Origin of the sequence: Ornithinimicrobium cavernae (genome assembly GCF_003121625.1) — a bacterium.
In the GTDB taxonomy this organism is placed as follows: domain Bacteria; phylum Actinomycetota; class Actinomycetes; order Actinomycetales; family Dermatophilaceae; genus Ornithinicoccus; species Ornithinicoccus cavernae.
In genome coordinates, this window is sequence record NZ_QDDJ01000001.1 from 208,971 (window position 1) to 224,042 (window position 15,072).

The window sequence follows — 15,072 nt, forward strand, 5'->3', positions numbered from 1 at the left end:
TCTGCGTTGTGTCCTACCAGTCCGGTGCACAGTGGCATAAACTGCCAATGGAGGTGATGGACGTGGCAACGAGGAACGTGGTCCTGAGTCAACACCAGCACGAACTGGTCGAGTCGCTGGTGGAGTCCGGGCGATATCAGAACGCGAGCGAGGTGCTGCGCGAAGGCCTTCGACTCCTCGAACGACGAGAGTCGGAGGACGCCGCCAAACTTGCTGCACTGCGCGACGCTGCGGAGAAGGGGTGGTCAGATCTGGCCTCCGGACGCTACGACGACATCGCCGATGACGATCTCGATGACTTCATCGGCGAGCTCGGCGTCCGCAGCGCACGGCACGTGCACACTGACTGATGGCGGGCTACCGCCTCACCCACGCATCCCAGGCTGACATTGTCACGATTCTTACGTGGTCGGACGAGCAGTTCGGCGAGGAGGCACGCCGGCGCTACGAAGCGTTGATCGCGACAGCGATTCGCGATGCGGCTTCGCAGGTCCACAAGGTGGGGCGAACGGCTCGGCCAGAACTCGGGGACGGCGTCTTCTCCTGGCACCTAGGACTGAGTCGCACCCGCTCCCCCGGCGGTATTGTCCACCGCCCTCGGCACTTCCTGATCTGTCGTCACGAGGACGATGTGGTGGTCGTCGGCAGAGTTCTCCATGACGCGATGGACCTGCGCCGACACGTCGATCCCCCTCACCGCTGGGAGTAGCCACCTACTCCCGCGCGAGGAGCAGGAAGCTGACCAGCCAGTGCGTGGCCATGAAGTCGCCGCCGGTGACGTGCGGCAGCACCGCCGCCACCTGCCGGTCGGCCGACTGCCGGAGTATGCCGGCGGGCCGGTCGGGCAGGGAACGTGCCAGTGCGCGCAGCTGCCAGGCGCGGGACAGCGCGAGGCCCAGCAGGTGCGCCCCCTGACCGTCGCCGGGGTCCAGGACCGTGGGCGGCTCCAGCAGGTGCGCGTGGGCACCCTCCCCCAGGCCGGGCAGGAACGCCGCGAGCCACGGGTCGAACTCCTCACCCAACACCTCCTGCATGAGCACCGCCTCGGTGAGCGCCGGCGACAGGAAGTCGGTCCCCGACGGCTCGTCCGCCGTGGACGCCGGCCCGTCGCCGACGAACCAGTCCCGCGCCGCGGTGCGGACCGCCGACACGACGTCCTCGCGGCCGAGCTCGCGGTAGGCACGGTGCAGGAGCAGCAGCCCGAAGGCGTCGTTCTGGTGCTTCCCGTGGCGGACCGGGTAGGCCTGACGCGGGAGCCAGGCGAGCACGTGGTCGGCGACCACGTCCACGACCGGCGCCATCGCGCCCGCCCAGGCCGGCTCCTCCCGCACCGCGGCACCCAGCAACGCGGCCCACGCCCAGCCGTAGGGGCGCTCGAAGGACGGCCGCTCCCTCAGGTAGGCCGCCTCGACAGCCAGGTTCTCCGGCGTCAGCCGCTCCTCCAGCAGCTGCCGTGCGGCCACCGCCTCCGGTGACGGGGCCACCGGACCCGGCGCCGCGGCATACGGCCCGAGCAGCCGGACCAGGGACCACTGCATGTGCACGGAGCTGTGCCAGTCCAGGGCCCCGTGGAAGCTGGGGTGGAGGAGGTGCGGGGTGATGTCCGTGTCGTCCGGGCCGGTGGCGACGTGGCCGGAGGAGTAGGGGTAGGGCCGCCCGAGGACCTCGGTGGCGATGCGGAGCAGGTGCTGGTCCATCCGGCCATCCTGCTCCCTACGATGGCGCCGTGAGCTACTACCTCCCCCTGGGTGACGGTGTCTACCGGCCGACCGTCCACGCGCAGGGCGCCTGGTCCGAGCACGAGCAGCACATGGCGCCGGCCTCCGGGCTGCTCACCCACGCGATCGAGGCGCACCAGCCGCGCGAGGACCTGCAGCTCGCGCGCCTGTCCTTCGACATCCTGGGGATGATCCGGCACGAGGACTCCACGATCCGCACCCGGACCCTCCGGGCCGGGCGGACGATCGAGCTCGTCGAGGCCACGATGAGCTCCGGTGGCCGCGACGTGATCCGGGCCAGCGCCTGGCGCCTGTCGGTCCAGGACACGTCCGCGGTCGCGGGGCTGACGAGCGACGCGCTGCCGGCGCCGGACGGGCTCGTGACCTGGGACGGCATGGACGTCTGGCCGGGCGGCTACATCGACTCGCTGGAGCTCCGGCCCGTCGAGGAGCCCGACCCCGGGCGCGGGCGGGTCTGGTTGCGCACGCCTCACGACCTCGTGGAGGGCGAGGCCTCCACCGACCTGGCACGGTTCGTCGGCCTGGTCGACACCGCCAACGGCATCGCGGTGCGCACCTCACCGGCCGAGTGGATGTTCCCCAACACCGACCTGACCATCCACTTCCACCGGGCGCCGACCGGGCGCTGGGTGGGGCTCGACACCCGGGTGGAGTGGGGCACGACCGGCCTGGGCGTCAACGCGACGACGCTGCACGACGAGCACGGCCCGGTCGGCCACGCGCTGCAGGTGATCACGCTGCGCCCGATGCCCGGGCGCTGACCGCAGGCCGCGCACCGCACGGACGTCGGAGGTCCACCTCCGCCGCGGGACCACACCGACTACCGCGTGTGACGAGAGTCACAATGCCGGCATGCAACGTCACCCTCTCGGCCGACGTCTGTTGAGTGTGTGGGTCCGGGGCAAGACCCGCACACGGTGCAGGGGAGGCCTCCTCGGAGGTCGCACCAGGGGCGACAGGGGACGGGGCGCCGACGCAGGGGGTCGGCGCCCCTCCTCCGTCTCCGGGCCGGAGGTGGACCGGAGGCGGAACGGATCGGCCGGGCCCCACGTCATACACTCGGGAACCGACGAGAGGTGATGACCATGACGATCTCCCGATTTCGCGCCGCAGCTCCGCTGCTGGCACTGACCATCGCTCTGGGGCTGGGGGCCTGTGGGACCGAGACCGAGGACCCGGGTGGGGCGACGGACGACCCCGCACCGACCAGCAGCGAGACCCAGCCACCGGCTGACGACGCAGAACAGACCAGCGACAACATCATCGGCAAGCCGGAGGACTCCACCGTGACTGCACTGCCACCCACCGAGGGCGGGGCCCTGCCCACCGGCCCCGTGCCCGACGACGTGCTCGCCAGCGACGGGGTGCAGGCGGCCATCGCCGACCTCGCCGAGCGCGAGTCCGTCGAGCCCGACCAGGTGAGCGCCGTCGGCTACTTCGAGGTGACCTGGTCCGACGGCAGCATCGGCTGCCCGAAGCCCGGGATGAGCTACACCCAGGCCCTGGTGCCCGGCCACCTGCTGGTGCTGCAGGTCGAGGACCAGCAGTTCAGCTACCACGCCGGCAAGGACCCGAAGTTCAGCTTCTGCGCCGACCCGAAGCTGCCGGCGGACACCGGTGGCGCGGCCACCAGCTGACCCACCCGCCGGCCACGGGCTCATGCACCCGTCGGCCACCAGCTGACGCACACGCTCCTCCTGCAGGGCGACCTCCCCCGAGAAGTCATCCTGCAGGAGGACGACGTGTCGGTGGTGCCTGCCTAGAATTGCGCATTGACAAACCCTTGGACCATCCGCGACGCTGAGGGGTGGTGCACCGCCAGCACCCGTGACGGGGTCACCCACCTGCTGGCGGCGCAGGTTCCCCTCATCCTGGAGCACACGTCATGCATATTCTGCTGGACAGCCCGGTTGAGGCGCAGCGCGCCCGCAATCCCGTAGCCCTCTGGCCGCTGGCCGCAATCGGCACCGCCGTCCTCCTGGCGATCGCCGTCAGCACCGCCGCCTCGTCGGCCGACCTCCCGGACAGCTCGAGCACCGGCGGCGGTGGACCCGTCATGCACGTCCTGTAGCGCCGCGGCCACCACCCTGCCCTCGCCCGCCCACACCGGCTGCGGGCGCCGTCAGAGCACCGTGATCCCGGTCGCGTCCGCCCGCACCCGGACGCGGTCGCCGGGACGCAGGGTGACGTCCTGTCCCGCCAGCGCCTCCACGGCCCCCACGTCGTCCAGGTCCAGATCCACGCGGACGGCGTCACTGATCGCGGCCGCGCCCCGCACGGTGGCTCCGAGCACGCCCGCGTCGTCGATGCGGAGGGCTGCCCGCCGGAGCGCGAGCGTCCTCCCGCCGGGGTCGGGCAGGCCGGCCGCCCGCGCCACGCGCGCGGCGGGCTCCTGCTCCAGGAACGTCCCGAAGCCGATGAACTCCGCCACCTGACGGTCCACGGGCCGGGTCCAGACCTCCTGGGTCGGGCCGTGCTGCACGATCCGGCCGGCCAGCATGACGGCCATCCGGTCCGCGAGGGTGAACGCCTCGTCGTGGTCGTGCGTCACCAGCAGGGCGGTCGTCCCTGTGCCGGTGAGGATGCCGCGCAGGTCACCGGCCAGGCGTTCCCGGAGCGAGCGGTCCAGCGCCGACAGCGGCTCGTCGAGCAGCAACAGCCGCGGCTGCGCGGCCAACGCCCGCGCGAGGGCGACCCGTTGCTGCTCGCCGCCGGAGAGGGTCGTCACGGCACGCGCGCCGTAGCCGGGGAGCCCGACCGTCTCCAGCAGGTCCTCGACCTGCCCGGCGACCGCGCTCCGTGGCACGCCGCGCAGCCGGAGGGCGTAGCCGACGTTGCCGGCCACGTCGAGGTGCCGGAACAGCTGGCCGTCCTGGAACATCAGCGCGAAGCCCCGGCGGTGCGTGGGCACCCCGGCCAGGTCGCGACCGTCCACGCGCACCGTGCCGGTGGCGAGCTCCTCGAGGCCGGCGATGGCCCGCAGCAGCGTCGACTTGCCGCAGCCCGAGGGCCCGAGGACGGCGAGCACCTGCCCCTCGGGCACCTCGAGCGAGACCTCGTCGACGGCGACCGTGTCGCCGAACCGCACACTCACGTCATCGAGTCGCAGCATCAGAACGTCCCCACACTTCCGACCCTGAGGCGCTCCACCAGGCCCATCACGGTCACAGTCAACAGGCTGAGCAGCACCGAGGCGGCCAGGGCCATGCCCAGGTTGTCCACCCCCGGTCGGCTGATCAGCTGATAGATCACGACCGGCACGGTCGGCCGGTCCGGTCGGGCCAGGAAGCTGGTCGCACCGAACTCGCCGAGCGAGACCGCGAAGGCGAACCCTGTGGCCGCCAGCAGCGGTCGCCCGAGCACGGGCCCCTCGGCCGTCCAGGCGGCGCGCAGCGGGCCTGCACCGAGCGCCGCCGCGGCCTGGCGCAGCCTAGGGTCCACCGACCGCAGCACGGGCGTGAGGGTGCGCACGACGAGCGGGAGCGCCACCAGCGCCTGCGCGATCGGCACCAGGACCGCTGAGCTGCGCAGGTCGAGCGGTGGGCGGTCGAGGGTGATGAGGAAGCCGAAGCCGACCGTGACCGCGGAGATCCCCAGGGGCAGCATGAACGCCCCGTCCAGGGCCGAGACGACCCGGCGCGCGCCGCTGGCCCGCGGTCGCCGCGAGACGACGACTGCGACGCACAGCCCGAGCACGACGGCGAGCACGGTCGCATCGACGGCCGTGCGCAGGGAGTTCTGCACGGCCTCGAGGATGCTCACGCGCAGGGCGGGCGAGGCGCCGGGGTCGGCGAGCAGCCGGTAGTGGTCGAGCGTCCAGCCGCTGCCGTCCCGCAGCGAGCGCCAGGCCAGGGTGAGCACTGGGAGGAGGATGAAACCGACCACGGCGCCGGCGGCGGCCAGCAGGGGCCAGTCGGCCCGGCGCGGCGGGCGGGCCGCGCCCCTGGCCCGGCTGACGCTCTGCTCGGTGCGGGCCCGCCCCCTGGCGGCCAGGGCGAGCATGGCCACCACCGCGACCAGCTGGATCAGCGAGAGGACGGCGGCCCCCTGCAGGTCCAGGAACTCGGTGGTGAGCAGGTAGATCTCGCTCTCGATCGTGCCGTAGCGCAGCCCGCCGAGGGTCAGCACCACCCCGAAGGCCGTGGAGCAGAACAGGAACACGAGCGTCGCGGCCGAGATGAGCGACGGGGCCAGCGCCGGCAGGGTGACGGTCCGGAAGACCTGCCCGGGCGTCGCCCCCAGGGCGGCCGCGGCGTCCTCCGCACGACGGTCAAGCCCCTCCCACATGCCCCCGACGGTGCGCACCACGACCGCCAGGTTGAAGAAGACGAACGCCAGCAGGATCGCCATCCAGTGCCGGTCCCACCCGAGGAGGCCCAGCGGGCCCCCGGAGGACAGCAGGGCGCGGAACATCACGCCGACCACGACCGTGGGCAGCACGAACGGCATGACCACCACCGCCCGCAGCACCCCCCGGCCGGGGAACGTCAGCCGGTAGAGCACAAAAGCCAGCGGCAGACCGAGCAGCACGGTCAGCACGGTCCCGAGTGACGCCATACCGATGGTGAACAGCAGGACCCGAGCGGTCCGGGCGCGGCCCAGGACCTCCCCGACCCCGGAGAGGTCCCAGGCGCCGTCGGGATAGAGGCCGCGGGCGAGCATGCCGCCGACGGGCAGCACGAAGAAGACCGCCAGGAACAGCAGCGGGACCAGCGCCAGGGCGCCGACCCCCAGCGCGGGGATCAGCCGGTCGCGATGTCGGCCCACTCGCGGACCCACTCCTCCCGGTGCTGCTCGATGAGGGCGGGGTCGAGGTCGATCGGCTCCGGCGCCACCTGCGCCCACCGCGCCCAGAGCTCGGGCAGCTCGACGTCGGTCACCGGGAAGACGTACATCGAGTCGGGGATCGCCGCCTGCACCTGCTCGGTGAGCAGGTAGTCGACCAGGGCCTGCGCCCCCTCAGGGTTGGCGGCGCCCTCGAGGACTCCGGCGTACTCCACCTGCCGGAAGCAGGTGTCCAGCAGGGCGCTGGTGGTCGGCTCGTCGCCTCCCTCCGGGATGGTGAAGGGCGGGCTCGAGGCGTAGGACAGCACGATCGGGCGGTCCCCGCCGCTGAAGGTGAAGTCCACGGAGTAGGCGTCCGACCAGCCGGAGGTGACCCGGGCACCGTTGGCCATCAGGTCCTCCCAGTAGGCCTGCCACCCGTCCTCGCCGAACTCGCCGATGGTGGCCAGGAGGAAGGCCAGGCCGGGGCTGGAGGAGCTGGCGCCCGGGGTGACGAACAGGTCGCGGTAGGCCGGGTCGGTCAGGTCCTGCAGCGTCTGCGGCGGGGCGGTCCCCTCCTCGGCGAACCAGGCGTCGTCGACGTTGAGGCAGACGTCGCCATAGTCGACAGGCGTGAGGTAGTCGGCCCCGTCGCCCGGGAGGGCGTGCTCGCTCACCCCCGCAGGCAGGTCAGACGGGCTGTATGCCGCGAGCACGCCCTCGTCGACGGCTCGCGTCGCGAAGGTGTTGTCGATGCCGAAGACGGCATCGCCGGTCGGGCTGTCCTTGGTCAGGACCAGCTGGTTAGTGAGAGAGCCGGCGTCGCCGGAGGCCTGCACCACCAGCTCGTAGCCGGTCTCCTCGGTGAACCCGGCGAGGACGTCGTCGGGCAGGTTGAACGAGTCGTGGGTGACGAGCACGACCTCCCCATTTTTTGGGGAGGTCTGGCTCGTCTCTCCCGCATTTTCAGGGACGTTTGGCTCGTTCCCGGCCGGCTCCTCGTTGCCACCCATCAGGGTGCACCCGCTCACGGCGAGCGCCAGACCCAGCCCCGCGGCCAGGAGAGCGGTTCGGGAACGGTGCGTGTCGGCATACTGCATGGTGGTGAATCCTCCTCGGACTGCAGGAGGGGCGGTGGATGGTCCACCTCGAGACTCGACTTCCTCCACCGGTGCTAGCCGGATCAGGTTCGAGGGTCTGCGGCCCGGTGCCGCACTCTCAGCGCTTGTGCGCTCCCCTGTCGTGACCACCAGCCTACTAGCGGTAAGCAGCGCCTTGGACGACCCCCCGTCCCGAAACCGGGCTCGGTGAACGTCAACCACCAGATCGCCTGGCTCGTCATAAGCACCACCCCCCCTTGTCCCTCGATTGAACCCAAATTTGGTAAATCTGTGGCCAAGGTCCGTGCGAAGCGATATCCGTGGCTTGACGCGCGTGTCGTGGCGTGTGGCATCGTCGTGATCAGGTCTTTGGCGAGATGGGTAAAGGCGATGAGCCCTCGGGCTTGAGAACGGAATGGGATGCCATGCTCGAGTCACGCGCCACCGAGAAGGGCCACGCGCGCGAGAATGTCATTCGCGCCATCTGGATCGTCAGTGATGGCTTGTGTTGGGTGCTGGCCATCGTGGCGACATTGTTCACCCGCCTGCAGCTCAATGCGAGCGTCCTGGAGCTTCACAGCACATGGGTGATTGCCTTGGGCGCGGCTGCTGTCCACGGGATGGTCGGACTTTCCTTCGGCCCCTACATGGTTCGTCATGTCCGGGGAAGTTTCGAGGAGGTGACATCCGTTGCGCGCACTGCGCTCATCACCGGGCTGACCCTCGTCACAGTCGCGTGGGTGATCGGAAGCAGCCAGCTGCCTCGCTCGGTACCTTTCCTCGCCACCGCACTGGCGATCGTGCTGATGCTTGCGGGCCGGTTCACGGTGCGCACGTATCGCGCTCACCGGGCGGCGAACCGTCGGCACGGCCGCCGAGTCATCGTCTACGGCGCCGGTCTTGCCGGTGGCCGACTCGTGCACAACATGTTGCATGACGACCGCAGCGAGTTCCTTCCTGTGGCCTTCATCGACGATGACCGTGGCAAGCGACGACTGCGGGTCGAGGGCGTGCCAGTGCTGGGCACGAGAACAGACCTGTTGCAGGTGGCTGCGCAGAAGTCAGCGAGCCACCTGTTCATCGCCATTCCCTCGGCCGACGCCGCACTCATCCGCGAGACACGCGCCCTGGCGAACCAGTCTGGCCTCACCGTCAAGGTTCTTCCCCCACTGAATGACTGGGTGCGGCCTGATGACCCGCACGGCAGCGATCTGCGCGACCTCAATCTAGAGGACCTGCTGGGTCGCCGCGCGATCCAGCTTGACCAGGAGGCGATCCTCGAGCACCTGACGGGCAAGGTCGTGCTGGTCACGGGCGCGGGCGGCTCGATAGGCTCGGAGCTGTGTCGACAGATCTCGGCCTTCAGTCCGGACCGTCTCATCATGCTGGACCGCGACGAGTCCGCCCTTCACGCTGTCCAGCTCAGCCTGAGCGGACAGGCACTCCTGGCGAATGACGACCTACTCCTGGTCAACATCCGTGATGCCGAGGCGCTCACTGACCATTTCGCAGAACTCAGGCCGGACGTCGTCTTCCACGCCGCGGCACTGAAGCACCTAACGCTGCTGGAACGGTATCCGCTTGAAGCGTGGAAAACGAATGTGCTCGGCACCCTGAATGTGCTCCACGCAGCAGCTACGAGCGGGGTGGGAACCTTCGTCAACATCTCCACGGACAAGGCGGCCAGCCCCACGTCCGTCCTCGGCAACTCCAAGCGCATCGCTGAGCGGCTCACGGCGCACTATTCTGAGACGCAGATCGGACGATACGTTTCCGTGCGGTTCGGCAATGTGCTCGGCTCCCGCGGCTCAGTCATCCCGGCCTTTACCGAGCAGATCCGACGTGGCGGCCCAGTGACCGTGACGCATCCGGACGTCGAGCGCTATTTCATGCTGATCCCCGAGGCGTGCCAGCTGGTCCTCCAGGCCGGCGCCATGGGTCACGATGGGCAGGCTATGGTGCTTGACATGGGCACGCCCGTGAAGATCGTCGATGTCGCCCGCGAGCTCATCGAGCTCTCGGGCAAAACGATCGAGGTCACGTTCACCGGCCTGCGCCCTGGCGAAAAGCTCAGCGAGGATCTCTTCACCGAGGGGGAGGACCACCTCGACACGGGTCACCCGCTGATGACCGCTGTCCACGTGCCCTCACTCGCGACAGAACACGTCCGCACACAGGTTTTCCGCGCTGGCAACGTCGCCTCACAATGGATGGCTGCGAACACCACATCTCGCCTCACCTCGGTACATACCCGTGAGTGATCGCATCTTGCTCTCCCAGGCTCAGGTCACCGAGGTCGAGGAGAGATACGTACTTGATGCGCTTCGATCGGGCTGGGTCGCACCACTCGGCCCCCATGTGGATGCCTTCGAAGCTGAGATCGCCGATCGCGTGGGTGTCGCAGGGGCACTGGCCCTCTCCTCAGGAACGGCTGCACTCCACCTGGCGCTGCTCGAACTCGGTGCAGGCCCGGGCAAGGTCGTTGTCCTGCCAACCATGACCTTTGCCGCCACCGCAAATGCCGTCCTGTATACCGGCGCCGAACCGGTCTTCGTGGACAGCCAGCGCCAGGACGGCAACGTCGATCCGCACCTGCTTATCGAGGCCGTGGACACCCTCCGGACGGAGGGCAGGGACATCGCCGCCGTCATCACGGTCGACCTGTTCGGTCGCTGTTGCGACTACGCGTCCATCGAGCCGGCACTTGCGGAGCGTGAGATCCCACTGCTCGAAGATGCAGCTGAAGCGTTGGGCGCGTCACTTCAGGGACGTGCCGCCGGCTCGTTCGGACGTGTCGCCGCGCTGTCGTTCAACGGAAACAAGATCATGACTACCTCAGGTGGTGGCATGCTCCTGAGCGACCACAACGATTTGCTCGAGAGGTGTCGGTACCTTTCGACTCAGGCACGGCAGCCCGTCGCCTGGTACGAGCACACGGAAGTGGGCTACAACTATCGCCTGTCTAACGTGTTGGCAGCCCTCGGACGTGGCCAATTGTCTCGGCTTGACGAGATGATCGACCGCCGGAGGCAGATCCGCGAGCGTTACGCCAGCGGATTGGCGCACCTCCCGGTCACTTTCCTGGGCCGCGGCGGTGCGCAGCGTGGCGACGACGATGACAACTGCTGGCTGACCACCCTCACTGTTGAGGACGGACCGGATGCGGATGCAGTGGTCGGCGCGCTGTCGCGACAGCGCATTGAAGTGCGCCACCTGTGGAAGCCGATGCACCTCCAGCCCGTCTTCGACCGCGCCCGCACCTTCACGACCGGCGTTTCCGACGATCTTTTCCGTCGTGGGATCACCCTGCCCAGCGGGCCAGCCTTGTCGGATGACCAGATCGATCGGGTGATCTCGACACTGGTCTCGCTCATCAGCGATCAAGGGCAGTGAGGCGAGGGAGATGGGCGACTTCAGTGGCGCTACCGTGACGATCACCGGTGGCACCGGTTCCTTCGGCAGGACGATGGTGCACCATCTGCTCGAGGAGGAAGTGGGCCAGATCCATGTCTTCAGCCGCGACGAGGCGAAGCAGGACGAGATGCGCCGGTCGATAGCTGACGGAAGAGTGAGGTTCTTCCTTGGTGATGTGCGGGATCGGCACAGCGTCGATAACGTCATGGCGGGCACGGACTTCGTCTTCCATGCCGCTGCGCTCAAGCAGGTGCCGAGTTGTGAGTTCTTCCCCGACCAGGCGGTCAAGACGAACGTGATCGGTAGCCAGCATGTCATCGAGTCCGCCCATTACCACCACGTGCGCTCTGTCGTCTGCCTGAGCACTGACAAGGCCGTCTACCCAGTCAATGCGATGGGAATGACCAAAGCCCTCATGGAGAAGACGGCACAGGCTTTCGCCCGCAACACGCCAGAATCCCCCACCACCGTGTCGGTCACGCGGTACGGCAACGTGATGTATTCCCGCGGCTCGGTGATCCCGCTCTTTGTGAACCAGATCCGTCAGGGCCGACCTGTGACCGTGACCGAACCACGCATGACCCGTTTCCTTATGTCCCTGGAGGAGTCTGTCGACCTGGTCAAGTACGCCTTTGTGCACGCGCAACCCGGTGACCTCTTCGTCAAGAAGGCCCCCGCGTGCACCGTCGAGACACTTGCCCATGCCGTGGCTTCTCTCCTAGGAGTCACCGAGCCGGAGATGCGACAGATCGGCATCCGCCACGGAGAGAAGATGTTTGAGACTCTCCTGTCCTCCGAAGAAATGGTCCAGGCCACGGACCAGGGCGACTACTTCCGGGTCCCTATAGACGCGCGCTCCCTTGATTACGCCAAGTTTGTCGAGGAGGGCAAAGGCGATGCTTACCGTTCCGATGACTACAACTCCGACAACACTGAGCGGCTGGATCTGGAGCAGACCAAGGCACTCGTCGCCGCCATCCCCGAGATGCAGGCGATGATGGCGGAGGTCGAATGAGGATCGTCGTCACTGGGGCTCACGGCTTCCTCGGGTGGCATACCCGGCTACGGCTGCATGCGCTCACCGACCACGAGGTTGTCCCCGTGAGCCGTGCGGAATGGGGCTCACTGCGCAAGTTGGTGGCGGAGGCGGACACAGTGATCCACATCGCCGGCGTGAACCGCGCTGAATCCAATGAGGAGGTTGCTCAGGGCAACGTGAGGGTCGCTGAGGACGTGGCGTCCGCGATCACCGCGCAGGGTGGACCCGTCAGGGTCGTGTACGCCAACTCCATCCAGGCAGGTAACAGCACCCCGTACGGGACCGGCAAGGAGTCGGCCGGACGGGTGCTGGCCACCGCTGTGGCGTCCGTCGGCGGCACCTTCGTCAATGTCCTCCTCCCGAACATCTTCGGGGAGCACGGGCGTCCGAGATACAACTCCTTCGTTGCGACGTTTGTCCACGCCACGGTCGCTGGAGAAGACGTGACGATCAACGACAACGCGGTGGGGCTCATTCATGCCCAGGACGCGGCCCAGGCTCTGATCGAAGGACTTGACGCGGACGCCGGCACCGTGTCCCCCACACCAGAGATGCACACCGTACAGGAGGTCTGGGACCTGTTACAGGAGTTCCATGCGCGTTACGTGCCCGGGGGCGAGATTCCGGACCTCTCATCGAAGTTCCGCATCGATCTGTTCAACACCTACCGGGCAGCTCTGTTTCCGGAGCACTACCCGATCCACCTGGTCCCGCACACAGACGCCCGCGGGACATTCGTCGAGACCGTCCGCTGCCGCGGTGGCGAGGGTCAGAACTCCTTCTCCACCACACTTCCCGGGATCACTCGCGGCGAGCACTACCACCTCTCGAAGATCGAGCGTTTTGCCGTTGTCCGCGGGAAAGGAACTATGGAGCTACGCCGGATGTTCACCGATGAAATCCTGGCTTTTGAGGCTGACGGTGATGCGCCCATCGCTGTGGACATGCCGATCGGCTGGGTCCACAACATCACCAATACCGGTGATGATGTCCTCCTGACGCAGTTCTGGAGCCACGAGTTGTTCCGGCCAGAGGCTCCTGACACCTTCCCCGAGACCGTTCGTCCGCTGGGACGGCGCCCATGAAGGTTATGACCGTCGTCGGCACCCGACCCGAACTGATCCGCCTGTCCCGGGTGCTGCACCGTCTCGACTCGACCGAGGACGTAGATCATGTACTGGTCCACACCGGGCAGAACTATGCCTATGAGTTGAACCACGTCTTCTTCGAAGACCTGGGGATCCGCAGGCCGGACCACCTGCTCGGTGTCGACACGAGTTCCCTCGGCACTGTCCTGGGCGGCACGCTCATTGCCGTGGAAAAGGTGATCCGCGATGAGGCACCGGAGGCGCTTCTCGTCCTCGGCGACACGAACTCGTGCATCGCAGCCCTCATGGCCCGCCGGATGAAGGTGCCTGTGTACCACATGGAGGCAGGTAATCGCTGCTTCGATCTCAACGTTCCTGAGGAGACCAACCGTCGCCTGGTGGACCACATCAGCGACTTCAACCTCGTCTACACCGAGCATGCTCGTCGCAACCTCCTGGCGGAGGGGCTACACCCCCGGCGGATCCTGAAGACAGGTTCACCCATGCGCGAGGTACTCGATGCCTATCGGGCGGACATAGATGCCTCCACCGTTCTCACCGACAAGAGGCTCACCGAAGGCGGCTACTTCCTCGTCAGCGCGCATCGTGAGGAAAACGTCGACTCCCCCGAGCGCCTGCAGATGCTCCTGGACTGCCTGACCGCGGTCCACAACCACTTCGAGATGCCAGTCTTTGTCTCGACACACCCCCGCACGCGGAGACGGCTGGAGTCGCTACCCGCACGGGTCGACCCAGAGGGCATCACCTTTAGCGAGCCACTCGGGTTCCACGACTACAACAAGCTGCAGATGTCCTCGGCATGCTGCCTCAGCGACTCCGGGACCATCGCCGAAGAATCCACGCTGCTCGGATTCCCTGCCATCACCTTGCGCGACTCGATCGAGCGCCCAGAGGCCCTGGACACTGGCGGCATCATCATGACGGGCCTGGAGTCCGAGGACGTGGTTTCAGCCGTCCGGATGGCTCTTGACTCAAGCCACCTCGCGGACGGGATCAGCCATCTGACGCCGGACGACTACCTCATCCAGAACACCAGCGAACGTGTCGTGAAGTTCATCCTGTCCACGGCTCGTCGGCACCACGCGTGGGCAGGAATTCGAACGTGAAGCCACTCGTCATCGTCGGGGCCGGCGGACACGGTCGAGAGGCCCACGACATTGCTGTCGCCGTCAATGAGGTAAATCCTTCATTCGAGCTCGTTGGTTTCCTAGACGACGCACTCAGCCCCGGCGACCCGGCAGCGCCCCACACCGCCACGATTCTTGGGGGCATCGACTGGCTCGAGTCCCACGCAGTTGCCTTCGTTCCCGCCGTCGGTTCACCCGAACTCCGCAGGCTCATCGTGCAGCGCTTCCCACACCACGAGGTCGCCGACCTGATCCACCCGACCGCCACGATCGGCAGTCATGTCTCCCACGGCCCGGGACTCATCATGGCGGCGGGATCCCGCGTGACGCACGCGGTGACCCTCGGCCAGCATGTGCACATCAATGTGAACTCGACCATCTCGCATGACTGTCGAGTCGGCGACTTCGTGACTATCACACCAGGGGTACATCTCAGCGGCAGTGTCACTCTGCACGACGAGGTCTGGATGGGAATTGGCAGCTCGGCCATCCAAGGGGTCACAGTCGGTGCTCGCTCGGTCGTGGGCGCCGGAGCGGCAATCATCCACGATGTCCCTCCAGACACCACAACCGTCGGCGTGCCAGGGCGCCCCGCGCACCACAGGGAAGACACGGAATGATGGGCATGGCCAGCATGCCTGCTCGGCTAGACGAACAACTCCGGAGGGTCTCTTCTCGCGCGACGAAGCACATAGCCCGTCGGGCGGGCACTCATTATGGTATGTATCTCGGTTCGGGATATCCGAAGTCGGGCACATCCTGGCTCTGCCAGGTGATCAG

General features: G+C 67.6%; 15 protein-coding genes and 1 riboswitch. Of the genes, 11 read left to right on the top strand and 4 right to left on the bottom strand.

Annotated features, from left to right (window positions below; translation table 11 throughout):
- The first annotated feature begins 47 nt into the window (after nucleotides 1-47).
- On the top strand, nucleotides 48-350 hold the full coding sequence (locus tag DA085_RS00995) for a type II toxin-antitoxin system ParD family antitoxin (protein ID WP_237565239.1): 303 nt from the start codon (nucleotides 48-50) through the stop codon (nucleotides 348-350).
- Nucleotides 350-709: a type II toxin-antitoxin system RelE/ParE family toxin gene (locus DA085_RS21965; RefSeq protein ID WP_109471062.1), complete on the top strand. Its 360-nt coding sequence runs from the start codon at nucleotides 350-352 to the stop codon at nucleotides 707-709. Before DA085_RS00995 ends, DA085_RS21965 begins: the two co-directional genes overlap by 1 nt.
- A 4-nt stretch (nucleotides 710-713) precedes the next feature.
- Here the strand turns inward: DA085_RS21965 and DA085_RS01005 are convergent, their stop codons facing one another.
- Nucleotides 714-1,697, bottom strand: coding sequence for a DUF2891 family protein (locus DA085_RS01005; RefSeq protein WP_109471063.1), 984 nt, complete (start codon nucleotides 1,695-1,697; stop codon nucleotides 714-716).
- A gap of 29 nt (nucleotides 1,698-1,726) precedes the next feature.
- On the opposite strand from DA085_RS01005, the gene DA085_RS01010 reads away from it, so the two are divergent.
- From DA085_RS01010 to DA085_RS01020, 3 genes are all read left to right on the top strand, one after another.
- Nucleotides 1,727-2,500: a thioesterase family protein gene (locus DA085_RS01010; protein ID WP_109471064.1), complete on the top strand. Its 774-nt coding sequence runs from the start codon at nucleotides 1,727-1,729 to the stop codon at nucleotides 2,498-2,500.
- 324 nt (nucleotides 2,501-2,824) lie between these two features.
- Nucleotides 2,825-3,376 (top strand): hypothetical protein, encoded by a 552-nt coding sequence (locus tag DA085_RS01015; protein WP_154402054.1) that lies wholly within the window; start codon nucleotides 2,825-2,827, stop codon nucleotides 3,374-3,376.
- Nucleotides 3,377-3,624: 248 nt separating this feature from the next.
- Complete coding sequence (locus tag DA085_RS01020; RefSeq protein WP_109471066.1) at nucleotides 3,625-3,810, top strand: hypothetical protein; 186 nt, start codon at nucleotides 3,625-3,627, stop codon at nucleotides 3,808-3,810.
- 51 nt (nucleotides 3,811-3,861) lie between these two features.
- On the opposite strand, the gene DA085_RS01025 is transcribed toward DA085_RS01020, so the two are convergent.
- Genes DA085_RS01025 through DA085_RS01035 form a run of 3 tightly spaced genes read right to left on the bottom strand, consistent with a single transcriptional unit; the run spans nucleotide 3,862 to nucleotide 7,603 of the window.
- Nucleotides 3,862-4,851, bottom strand: a complete 990-nt coding sequence (locus DA085_RS01025) for an ABC transporter ATP-binding protein (protein WP_109471067.1) — start codon at nucleotides 4,849-4,851, stop codon at nucleotides 3,862-3,864.
- Nucleotides 4,851-6,506: an ABC transporter permease gene (locus DA085_RS01030; protein WP_237565240.1), complete on the bottom strand. Its 1,656-nt coding sequence runs from the start codon at nucleotides 6,504-6,506 to the stop codon at nucleotides 4,851-4,853. Before DA085_RS01030 ends, DA085_RS01025 begins: the two co-directional genes overlap by 1 nt.
- Nucleotides 6,482-7,603 (bottom strand): thiamine ABC transporter substrate-binding protein, encoded by a 1,122-nt coding sequence (locus tag DA085_RS01035; protein WP_109471068.1) that lies wholly within the window; start codon nucleotides 7,601-7,603, stop codon nucleotides 6,482-6,484. The genes DA085_RS01030 and DA085_RS01035 overlap by 25 nt, the downstream gene beginning before the upstream one ends.
- A 43-nt stretch (nucleotides 7,604-7,646) precedes the next feature.
- Nucleotides 7,647-7,752, bottom strand: a riboswitch (TPP riboswitch).
- 276 nt (nucleotides 7,753-8,028) lie between these two features.
- Between DA085_RS01035 and DA085_RS01040 the strand changes: the two genes are divergently transcribed.
- From DA085_RS01040 to DA085_RS01065, 6 genes are read left to right on the top strand one after another with little or no spacing between them, the layout of a single operon-like run.
- Nucleotides 8,029-9,864 (top strand): polysaccharide biosynthesis protein, encoded by a 1,836-nt coding sequence (locus tag DA085_RS01040; protein ID WP_237565241.1) that lies wholly within the window; start codon nucleotides 8,029-8,031, stop codon nucleotides 9,862-9,864.
- A complete protein-coding gene (locus DA085_RS01045) occupies nucleotides 9,857-10,996 on the top strand; it encodes a DegT/DnrJ/EryC1/StrS family aminotransferase (protein ID WP_109471069.1) in 1,140 nt (379 codons plus the stop codon). Before DA085_RS01040 ends, DA085_RS01045 begins: the two co-directional genes overlap by 8 nt.
- A 10-nt stretch (nucleotides 10,997-11,006) precedes the next feature.
- Entirely contained in the window at nucleotides 11,007-12,032 is a 1,026-nt protein-coding gene (locus DA085_RS01050; RefSeq protein ID WP_109471070.1) for a polysaccharide biosynthesis protein, read from the top strand.
- A complete protein-coding gene (locus tag DA085_RS01055; protein ID WP_109471071.1) occupies nucleotides 12,029-13,141 on the top strand; it encodes a polysaccharide biosynthesis C-terminal domain-containing protein in 1,113 nt (370 codons plus the stop codon). The genes DA085_RS01050 and DA085_RS01055 overlap by 4 nt, the downstream gene beginning before the upstream one ends.
- A complete protein-coding gene (wecB, locus tag DA085_RS01060; RefSeq protein WP_109471072.1) occupies nucleotides 13,138-14,271 on the top strand; it encodes a non-hydrolyzing UDP-N-acetylglucosamine 2-epimerase in 1,134 nt (377 codons plus the stop codon). The genes DA085_RS01055 and wecB overlap by 4 nt, the downstream gene beginning before the upstream one ends.
- The gene (locus tag DA085_RS01065; protein WP_161958371.1) at nucleotides 14,268-14,912 is read left to right on the top strand and encodes an acetyltransferase; all 645 of its coding nucleotides are present in this window, start codon (nucleotides 14,268-14,270) and stop codon (nucleotides 14,910-14,912) included. Before wecB ends, DA085_RS01065 begins: the two co-directional genes overlap by 4 nt.
- The last annotated feature ends 160 nt before the right edge of the window (nucleotides 14,913-15,072 follow it).